Genomic DNA, 8,444 nt, shown 5'->3' with positions numbered 1-8,444 from the left:
CTCGTGATCTGGGACTGCTCCGAACAACCCGGTCGCCGAACACGCGACTATGGCGCGTTCGGTCCATTCCGGTTCGACCGCAACCAATACGACGACGCTCTGCGGGACCTGAGTAGGCCCATCAGCTCAGGGATCGCGTGAACACGATTCGCCGCATGTCTCGCTGCTCGCATCTCGCAATGCACTGACGACATTCGCTACTGCCGCGACCCGCACGTTCTGACCGGCACGCGAACGGACGCTGCGCGCAATCCTGAAGGCCGCGGGTGTCGTGGCAGTCAACGAAGACATGGAAGTCCAGCAACGACCCGGCGTTCATCGAGAAGATGAACCGGGTCCTGAACCTCTACGACAATCCGCCCGCCGACGGCCGGGTGATCTGCGTGGACGAGTTCGGGCCGTTGAATCTGCTGCCCCGAGCAGGCCGCAGCTGGTTCGCCGCTGGTCGGCCGAAACGGTTGCGGGCGATCTACCACCGCACCCAGGGGGTCCGGCATATGTTCGGTGCCCCGGACTTGCGGACCGGCCAGCTGTACTGAGTTCCGCGACTTTGCGGTCGGGTCAAAGGTCCGGAGTCCGGATCACCGACCCAACGTTGCTCGACGCGGCACTAGCGGATCTCCAACTGATAGGTGATCTCGACCCAGAAGCCGCCCGGCTCGTATTCGCCACCGAAGGTGAGGACGTAGTCGCCACGCGCGAGATCATCGAGACGGCCCCACAGACCCCAAGCTTTGGCCTTGAACCGGCCGGTGTGACCGAAGGGACCGCCCGCTGCCGCCGTGATCCGGAATGCCTTGTCGTTGGTCACTGCTCGCACGGGCAGTGGGACTCCGTTCAATGCGGCGTGACCGGACGCCGCGGGCGCCACCGGCACCTCGCCACGCGCGAAAAATCCGTCCGGAACCTTCTGGAACATGTTGAAAGCCGGAAAGAAGATCGGCCGGCCGTGCGGAATCGTGCACCGCCGCTCGACTCGCCCACCGAAGGTGCCTGCCAGGAACCAGACATCCGTTGGCTGATCGATCCAGGCGAACTCTCCGGTCTCGTCCACTACCGGATTTTTGGCGTTCGGCACAGACATCGCCCACTGCCACCAACGAGCTGCCAGCTCGACGTCGCTACTCGCCATTTCTCTACCCCATACAACTATCGACGCGAAGAAGAGTGCGAACCACGCCGGATCGCCCTCTTCCGAAGTGGACTTGGAGGAGGGTATACGAACCGGCCGGTCTGCGCTGCTCCACACCACCCCCCGGGTGACGGTTACAGCATCAACCTTTCCGGACACGGCACCAGTCGCTCGTAGCCAACACACTCTGTTGCCGCTTATCACGCGATTACGGACGTCGTCGACGGGTTTTGCTTTGCTGCTGCAGGTCTGGTGGCCGGGAACCCGAGGCTTACTTCGCTGGTTGTGGTTTGGAGCCGTTGTGCGTGCGTTTGTCGCGGAGACAGGACAGAGTGCGATCAGCCTTCGATCTCGCCCAGCCAGCATTTGGCGGCGGCCCGCCGTTTGCGATCTTGGAGATCGGCTTCGAGTTGGTCGAGGCGGTGCTTGTACCCCACGAATCAGGCGATCTGCCAACAGCACTGACCACGCAGCTGCTCAAAGGCTGATCGGACGAAGGGAACGGAGAAGCCTTCGACAGCAGAGCTCCCGGGCCGTACGTTGATTACAAGACGGATGCAATGGGAGGAACTGCGATGCGTGTTGATGTCGAATTCACCAGTGGCGCAGTGACCTTGCGGGGTTGGCTGTATCGGCCCGAGCAGGCGTCGGGCGTCGTCCCGCTGGTGGTGCAGGGGTGTCGGAGATACGCGGCGCAGGAACGCTTCCGGGGCGTAGGACTGGAATTTATCGATGCTGGAGAGGGTGACCTCGTTGCGCCAGGTCGGGACCTGCGGGCCGTTGGCCATCAACCAGTGTTTTGACGGCATAAATGCCACAATTTTGTGTCCGGAGGGGGTATCGACCAGTACGCCAACCTCCTGCAACACCGAAAACTGCTGGTCATCGGCACATAGCGGTGGCGTGACGGTTCTGGATCGGTCGGCGCAGGTTCGTGCCCCCGGCGGGGCACACCGGACATGGGAACGGGGACGACCTACGGTTTTCGGGCGGACGACTGGTGATCGAAGCCGATTACCATCTGTAGGCGGAACCCCCTGACGTCTCGTTCGTATCGCCGTCGCCGTCGCCGGGTTCATCCGCCCGGGACCTACGTCGTCGTAGCGGCCAGTCGAACGGTACCGTGCCGGATGGACGAATTCCCTTCTACCGCAGCGAATTCTGCTACATTGCATCAGCGGGACACCGACGGGCGCGATGGGGGAACACATGGAACACAGCGACGAGTGGGACACTCTGGTCGAGCGCATTTCCGAGAACAGTTACGGCGTGCATATCGAGCCAAACAAGATCAGCCTCAAGGTCGAGGACGCCGAAGAGGACTGGGACGCCCCGGACGTCGTGATCAGACGAGCGGGCGAGGAATGGATCCAGATCGACAGGCCGTTCGCCAGGGCCGACAAGGTCGATCTCCGGGCCGTACTCACCAAGGTCGGCAGCACAGGCACAATCGGCGGGCTCGTCGTGGTGGGCGAGGACATCATGCTCCGACACGCGCTCCTACTCGCCGATGCCCTCGAACCCGACGACGACTACGACGACGCCTTCCAGTATGAGCGACCATTGGACGGCATCGTCAACGCGGCCAGGTTGCTGGGGCGGCAGCTCGCTGGGCACGACGACGACTTCTGACCGGCACCGCGGCGGGCCGCGACCAGTCTGACGCCAAATGAAGGACGCCACGCTGCGCGTGTATCCCGGTGCACCCCACGGCATATTCGGCACAGGTCTTGGTTATCGATCCGGGCCCGATACGACTTGGACGTCGGGCCGATCGCGGCGGTGAAGTCGATTGGGCCGAAAGGGATCGACCGTCGCCGCCGCGCGTGAACACCCCGAGGCCGTTGCGAACACCGGAATCGACGACGCCGCGGCGCATTTCGCCGCCATCATCGAAACTCTGCCGGGCACCAAACCGAAACGGCGGCCATATGCCCACACGACGCCTGGTCCAACGGCCGATGTGTAAACCAAACCGAATGAAATCCGTTAGGTTGGTCGAGAAACTGCCACGTCAACAAGTGTGCTCCCCGCGCACGTGGGGATGATCCGTCCCTGGTGCCCTTGCTGCGTGATATGGGGGTGTACTCCTCGTGCACGCGGTGATGACCGGGGGCGTCACGAATCACGTTGTTATATCTGTGATTCCGGATCGACCATCTTTGTCTTACCGATCTTGAACAGGTCGTCGTTGCCGAGCCGGAATGCATAGATGTATGCCATGAGAACGATCCCTCCCTGGAACCCAGGCCGAACACAAAAGGCGGCCATCCACACCGCCATGAACAATCGCGAGTGTGACACACGGCACCGACACGAAATCAGCTGTCACACAAGGGAAAACAAACTGAATGCCATGTCACGCACCGTGACGTCATCGGGTGGTAGGACAGTCAGCACGCAGGACGCGCCATCACTGCTGTCGTTGTAGAACCTCGTCTGTATGCAGGTCATCCCCTGGGCGGCCAACGGCGCCTCGGTCAGCGCACGAACGGTCTGGTCCGTGAGGTTGGAATCCCGTGGAAGCACCACATCGATGGTGAATTCGAAACGGTCCGCGTCGCGGGCCATCGCGAGCATGTCTTCGGGATAGGGGTAGTTCGCTGCCCAGGCCGATCGAAAGACGCCTACGGCGCTGGGAGATAGCTGATCGAGATCATCGCCGTCGGTCCGGCAATGCCGTCAGTGCTTGCGATGGCATGTCCCAGCGCCTCGGCGAGTTCCCCGGCGGTGATGTCCTGGAGTTCTTCCAACTTCCCAGGTGCAGATTCATTGGGCTCATACTCAACGAGTACGTGGTCGCTCGCATCGAGCAACACGCGCCTGTCGCTATCCCATCGAATTCTTGCGTTGTCCGTCATCGGGAACGAGGCTGATCCTTCGTGCGGCGGCAGATGAATTGACCATCGTAAACGTCAACTACCGGCACTCGTGCGAGTTTCTCCGAGACGGCCGGTGGCCTCCTTCGTGCGTACGTCAGCGCAGCGAGTCGGTGGTTCTTATGATCTTCATTTCTTCCTCCATCAGGTGATGGCCGAGATCGCTCGGCCTGCTCGAACTCCCAGAGATTGAAATGCGAAGCGCCCCAACCCAAGCCGGGCTGGAGCGCTTCCGCTGTATCTACATGGTTGGTTAGTCTTGCGCGGACCAGTCGTGTCCGCGCTTCCAGAGATCTGTTCCTGTGCCGCCGCGATCAGGTCAGCAGACCTCGGTTACCGTGCCGCGTAACCGCCACACGTGATCGCGGCTGGGGGGATGATCGCAATCGCCTTCGCCTCATCGACGGCGATCAGCAGGACCGCCTAGTACTGCAACGGCACTCGAGTGGTCAGTTGAGAGGGTGGCCTCGTCTCCGGTAGTGGCTGAGCCGAGCTTGGTGATGTCGTCGGCGGGACGGACGGCGCATCGGTCTGGCCTGCCCACGTAACATGGCTGCTCTGGCCTCAGCTGCATTATGGTGGCAAGCACGCGGCTCGCGATGTTCGGCTGCGCTGAGTCGTGATCACCACCGCATGGCGCTGAAGTCGATCGGTTGGGGGCGGAGGGCTTTGACACGTTCGGCCAGGCCTCGCATCCGGAGCGCCATCTCGCTTGCCGGAAGCTGTCGGCGATCCCCATGACCGGGCAGCAGCCATTCGAAACTAAGATCGGCCGATCGTGTCAGCGACTCGGCCAGTACTTCGACCGAATACCATGTGACGCTCTCGGCGATTTCGATGTCTCCGGTGGTGCGGGACCAGTAAACGCTGTCCCCGCTGAAACAGTATCGGTCGTCGACTATATAAAGCACACTTCCCTCGGTGTGACCCGGAAACGGATGCGCCATTACGCCGTCGACGATCTCCACGGGCTCGGCTCCCCGTATTATCTGATCGGCATCCGGGGCTGAATCGAGATCACCCTCGTGAATCCACAGTCGAGCCCCGAATCGGTCTGCGTAGCGCCGGCCATGCGCGGCGTGATCACGGTGGGTCAGTAGAACGTCCGTCACCACGCCGAGTTCCTCGTATCGGGTTGCCAGCGACTCGCTCCAGCGTGGCGTATCGACCATGAGGTTGCCGCCGCGGCGTCGCAGTAGATAGGAGTTGGCGCCCGCGGTGTGCGATGAGTTGTGGCCACACAGGTAGACCCCCTCATCCAGGCGCATGGGGAACGGATCGAACGCCGCTTTCAGTGGCGCGTTCTCGCGCCGAACGGACCGGGTTTGACAGGCGAATGCGGCTGCCGCCAGCGCCTGTTCCTCGGCTTCGTCGCGCGGTTGACGCAGAATTTCGGAGCGGCCATCGACCTCGCCGATCAAGCCGGGCGCCAATTGCCGGGACACATCGCAGTTCACGCAGCGATCGTCTACGAACCAGGACATTTGTAGAACTCCCTCCTTGGTGCGACGCAGCTACGGCCGCACTTTTTCAGGAGTACCAACCATGGCGCGGAAATTTCAAGCCTTGACTTATTTCTAAAAGCCTATCTGCGGATTCCATCGACAATTCAATATTGATGCCGCAACGGCAGCTGAGTGAGCTGGTGGTAAATGTGATCTATGGTGTTGGATCGTGTTGTGGCCGAGTTGGATTCGTTGATGTCGAGGATTGGGGGTCGGTTCACGCGTTCGGAGCCGCGGGCTCGGGCGCGGAATACGTGGCCGGGTTGACTGCGGGTCTGGAGCGTGGGCGGTCTGGCGTACGCGTCGAAGGCGCCGCCGACGACAACACCAAGCCCAGCTCAGCCACTACCGGAGACGAGGCCACCCCCTCAACTGACCACCCGAGTGCCGTTGCAGTACTAAGGGGCTACTGCGAGTTCCTGGTTCGGCAGAGCGACCGCTATCGTCGAGTTCTGGAAACGACGAGAAAGGGCGGGTCGATGGGGCGAATCGCGCAGCAGCGCCCCGCCGCCACCCCGGCATCGGCGGGTCAGGTGGCGCGGCGGGGAGCCATTCTGCGGGCGGCTGCCCAACTCGGTGCCGAAGCGGAGTTCGATCGGGTGCAGATGGCCGATCTCGCCAATCGGGCGGGCGTGGCGTTGGGCACGCTCTACCGTTACTTCCCCACCAAGACCGAGGTGTTCGCGACCCTGTTCCAGGAACAGATCGCCACTTTCGTCGTCGACCGATGGCAGCCGCACGAAGGCGGTGATGTCCTGGAGCACATCGGGCGCAACTTGGCCGCACTGAACACGGCACTGTTGCGCAGCCCTCGGCTGTGCTCGGCGATGCTGCGCGCCACCGCCGCCGCCTATATGTGCCAGCCGCCACCGGAGCGGTTGTGGTTGGAATCGGAATCGGCACTGACACAGGTGATTCTGGACACGCTGGGAATCGAGCAGCCCAGCTCGGCCGATCACAGCACCACGCTGCTGCTGATCTACAGCTGGTGGGGCGTGCTCACCTCGAGTCTGAGCAGGCGCATGTCTCCCGAACGCGCTGAACGTGAACTGTGCCGTGCGGCCTCGCTGATCCTGGCCGACCAGAGTCACTGAGATCGACCAACGCAATCCAGACCGAATATCGCTGCGGGTCTTGACATCTCCCTAAAACTAGAATTAATTCTAGTCTAGACGTGGTTGCCCCACGCCGACCGTCTGGAGAGGTGAAAGACATGACGCACAAGGTCTTGGAGCAGGTGGAAGCGCTGGGCGACCGGCTGGCCGCCACCGCGGCCGACAGCGAAGCGCTCGGGCGGTTGTCCGACGACAGCGTCGCCCTCATCCGCGAAGCCGGGGTGATGCGACTGCTGCAACCCACCGACTTCGGCGGGTACGCGGCCCATCCGCGCGTTTTCGCCGAAACCGTTATGGCGGTGGCCCAGCGATGCGGTTCGACCGGATGGGTCTGCGGCGTCGGCGGCGTGCACCCGTGGGAGATGGGCCTGATGGACCGGCGCCTGCAACAGGAAGTGTGGGGCGAGAACCCCGACACCTGGATCGCCTCGCCCTATGCCGCCCAAGGGATCGCAACACCGGTCGACGGCGGTTATCGGCTGCGCGGGCGCTGGAGCTTCTCCTCCGGCACCGATCATTGTGACTGGATCTTCCTCGGCGCCACCCTCGGCGACGCCGACGGTCATCCCGCCGAACCGCGCACCACCCTGCACGTGGTGCTACCCCGCGCCGACTACGACATTGTCGAGGACACGTGGGACGTCATCGGCCTGTGCGGCACCGGCAGCAAGGACATCCTCGTCCAGGACGCTTTCGTCCCCGCCTACCGGTCCGTCGACGCGCAGGACATGACCGAGGGAACGCGGGCCTCGGTCGTCAGTCGCGACGAAACCCTCTATCGGTTGCCGTTCTGGGCCATGTTCCCCCTCGGCATCACCGCCGCGGTCATCGGCATCGCTGAGGGCGCGCTCGCCGTGCACCTGGCCTATCAGCGTGACCGCACCACCATGACCGGCGTCCGTATCACCGAGGACCCCTACACCCTGTCTGCGATCTCCGAAGCCGCCGCCGAGATCGCCGCCTCCCGCGCCCAGCTACTCGACGGCATCGAGCGCCTCTACGAGCTCACCGACACTGGCATGACCGTCACCTTCGCCGATCGCGCCGTGACCCGACGCAACCAGATTCGGTGCGCTTGGCGTGCGGTGGCCGCTGTCGACGAAATCTTCGCCCGCTCCGGGGGAAACGCGGTCCGCCGCAGCAATCCTGTGCAACGGTTCTGGCGCGACGCCCACACGGGTCTGCAACACGCCATCCACACCCCTGGACTGATCTACCACGCCACCGCGCTCACCAGCATGGGCATCGAACCCCAACCGCGACAACGGATCATGATCTGAGTTCTGGGATGTATTCCCGTTCATCGAGGTAGGTTTCCAGCGCCGCCGACGCACTGTGATCAGCGTAAGGCGTTTTGTGTCAAGCAGTTTGGGGCGGTGCCCTGGTCTGTCGCCTGCCCGGCATAGCGTTAATCGGGATCCTGATATTTCCCGGACTTTCAGCGGGTGTGATCGGCTTTGGAGCAGTAATCGCCGAACGCGCATCGGGCATACGGGGCTGGGTACTGGTTAACCACCCCAACACCGACACACCGCTGGCAACCGACCGGGACACCAGCACATCATCGCCGCGCCGCGCACCGAACTCGACGCCAGGGACAAAGAGATCACCAAACTCGAAACCACAGTGGCACAGCCGAAAATCACCATCGAACTGCTCTATGGGCACCTCGACACCGTTGCCGAATAGCCCTCCTAGCCCGCGTCACCGCCGTCGGTGGCGGTGCGGGCCAGCCGCCGCGACAGCGGCAGCAGAATCAGCAGGCTGACGATGGCCACCACGACCACCATGACTACCACGCTGGGATCGGTGA

Annotated in this window: 9 protein-coding genes and 1 pseudogene; 5 read left to right on the top strand and 5 right to left on the bottom strand. The window is 62.9% G+C overall.

What is annotated here, in order from left to right:
- Positions 1-266: 266 nt before the first annotated feature.
- Positions 267-539 carry a hypothetical protein gene (locus AB0L63_RS32630; RefSeq protein ID WP_364508991.1) on the top strand — a complete coding sequence of 91 codons (273 nt, stop codon included), beginning with the start codon at positions 267-269 and terminating at the stop codon, positions 537-539.
- 71 nt (positions 540-610) lie between these two features.
- Here the strand turns inward: AB0L63_RS32630 and AB0L63_RS32625 are convergent, their stop codons facing one another.
- Together AB0L63_RS32625 and AB0L63_RS32620 are read right to left on the bottom strand one after the other, a co-directional pair.
- The gene (locus AB0L63_RS32625; protein ID WP_364508989.1) at positions 611-1,132 is read right to left on the bottom strand and encodes a hypothetical protein; all 522 of its coding nucleotides are present in this window, start codon (positions 1,130-1,132) and stop codon (positions 611-613) included.
- A gap of 440 nt (positions 1,133-1,572) precedes the next feature.
- Complete coding sequence (locus AB0L63_RS32620) at positions 1,573-2,001, bottom strand: hypothetical protein (RefSeq protein ID WP_364508987.1); 429 nt, start codon at positions 1,999-2,001, stop codon at positions 1,573-1,575.
- Between the two features lie 340 nt (positions 2,002-2,341).
- Here AB0L63_RS32620 and AB0L63_RS32615 point away from each other — a divergent pair, with 340 nt between their 5' ends.
- On the top strand, positions 2,342-2,764 hold the full coding sequence (locus AB0L63_RS32615) for a hypothetical protein (RefSeq protein ID WP_364508985.1): 423 nt from the start codon (positions 2,342-2,344) through the stop codon (positions 2,762-2,764).
- Between the two features lie 696 nt (positions 2,765-3,460).
- Here AB0L63_RS32615 and AB0L63_RS32610 read toward each other — a convergent pair.
- The 3 genes from AB0L63_RS32610 to AB0L63_RS32600 all read right to left on the bottom strand — a co-directional run bounded on the left by AB0L63_RS32610 (position 3,461) and on the right by AB0L63_RS32600 (position 5,495).
- Positions 3,461-3,703: a hypothetical protein gene (locus AB0L63_RS32610; protein ID WP_364508983.1), complete on the bottom strand. Its 243-nt coding sequence runs from the start codon at positions 3,701-3,703 to the stop codon at positions 3,461-3,463.
- A 56-nt stretch (positions 3,704-3,759) separates the two neighbouring features.
- The gene (locus tag AB0L63_RS32605) at positions 3,760-3,993 is read right to left on the bottom strand and encodes a hypothetical protein (protein ID WP_364508982.1); all 234 of its coding nucleotides are present in this window, start codon (positions 3,991-3,993) and stop codon (positions 3,760-3,762) included.
- A 641-nt stretch (positions 3,994-4,634) separates the two neighbouring features.
- A complete protein-coding gene (locus AB0L63_RS32600; RefSeq protein WP_364508980.1) occupies positions 4,635-5,495 on the bottom strand; it encodes an MBL fold metallo-hydrolase in 861 nt (286 codons plus the stop codon).
- A gap of 177 nt (positions 5,496-5,672) precedes the next feature.
- Here AB0L63_RS32600 and AB0L63_RS32595 point away from each other — a divergent pair.
- The 3 genes and pseudogenes from AB0L63_RS32595 to AB0L63_RS32585 all read left to right on the top strand — a co-directional run.
- Positions 5,673-5,800: pseudogene (locus AB0L63_RS32595) on the top strand (IS701 family transposase); the annotation flags it as partial.
- A 195-nt stretch (positions 5,801-5,995) separates the two neighbouring features.
- Positions 5,996-6,610, top strand: coding sequence for a TetR family transcriptional regulator (locus AB0L63_RS32590; protein WP_364508992.1), 615 nt, complete (start codon positions 5,996-5,998; stop codon positions 6,608-6,610).
- A gap of 119 nt (positions 6,611-6,729) precedes the next feature.
- Positions 6,730-7,911, top strand: a complete 1,182-nt coding sequence (locus tag AB0L63_RS32585) for an acyl-CoA dehydrogenase family protein (RefSeq protein WP_364508978.1) — start codon at positions 6,730-6,732, stop codon at positions 7,909-7,911.
- Positions 7,912-8,444: the final 533 nt, after the last annotated feature.

Origin of the sequence: Nocardia sp. NPDC051990, from assembly GCF_040680755.1 — a bacterium.
Taxonomy (GTDB): Bacteria; Actinomycetota; Actinomycetes; order Mycobacteriales; family Mycobacteriaceae; genus Nocardia.
Note: the sequence above shows the minus strand (reverse complement) of the source record. Positions and strands in the feature narration are given on the sequence as shown.

Excerpts from the sequence above, each read along its gene's own strand:
- AB0L63_RS32615 (WP_364508985.1), top strand. The coding sequence starts at position 2,342 with ATGGAACACAGCGACGAGTGGGACACTCTGGTCGAGCGCATTTCCGAG.
- AB0L63_RS32585 (WP_364508978.1), top strand. The coding sequence starts at position 6,730 with ATGACGCACAAGGTCTTGGAGCAGGTGGAAGCGCTGGGCGACCGGCTG.
- AB0L63_RS32590 (WP_364508992.1), top strand. The coding sequence starts at position 5,996 with ATGGGGCGAATCGCGCAGCAGCGCCCCGCCGCCACCCCGGCATCGGCG.
- AB0L63_RS32600 (WP_364508980.1), bottom strand. The coding sequence starts at position 5,495 with ATGTCCTGGTTCGTAGACGATCGCTGCGTGAACTGCGATGTGTCCCGG.
- AB0L63_RS32610 (WP_364508983.1), bottom strand. The coding sequence starts at position 3,703 with ATGGCCCGCGACGCGGACCGTTTCGAATTCACCATCGATGTGGTGCTT.
- AB0L63_RS32605 (WP_364508982.1), bottom strand. The coding sequence starts at position 3,993 with ATGACGGACAACGCAAGAATTCGATGGGATAGCGACAGGCGCGTGTTG.
- AB0L63_RS32625 (WP_364508989.1), bottom strand. The coding sequence starts at position 1,132 with ATGGCGAGTAGCGACGTCGAGCTGGCAGCTCGTTGGTGGCAGTGGGCG.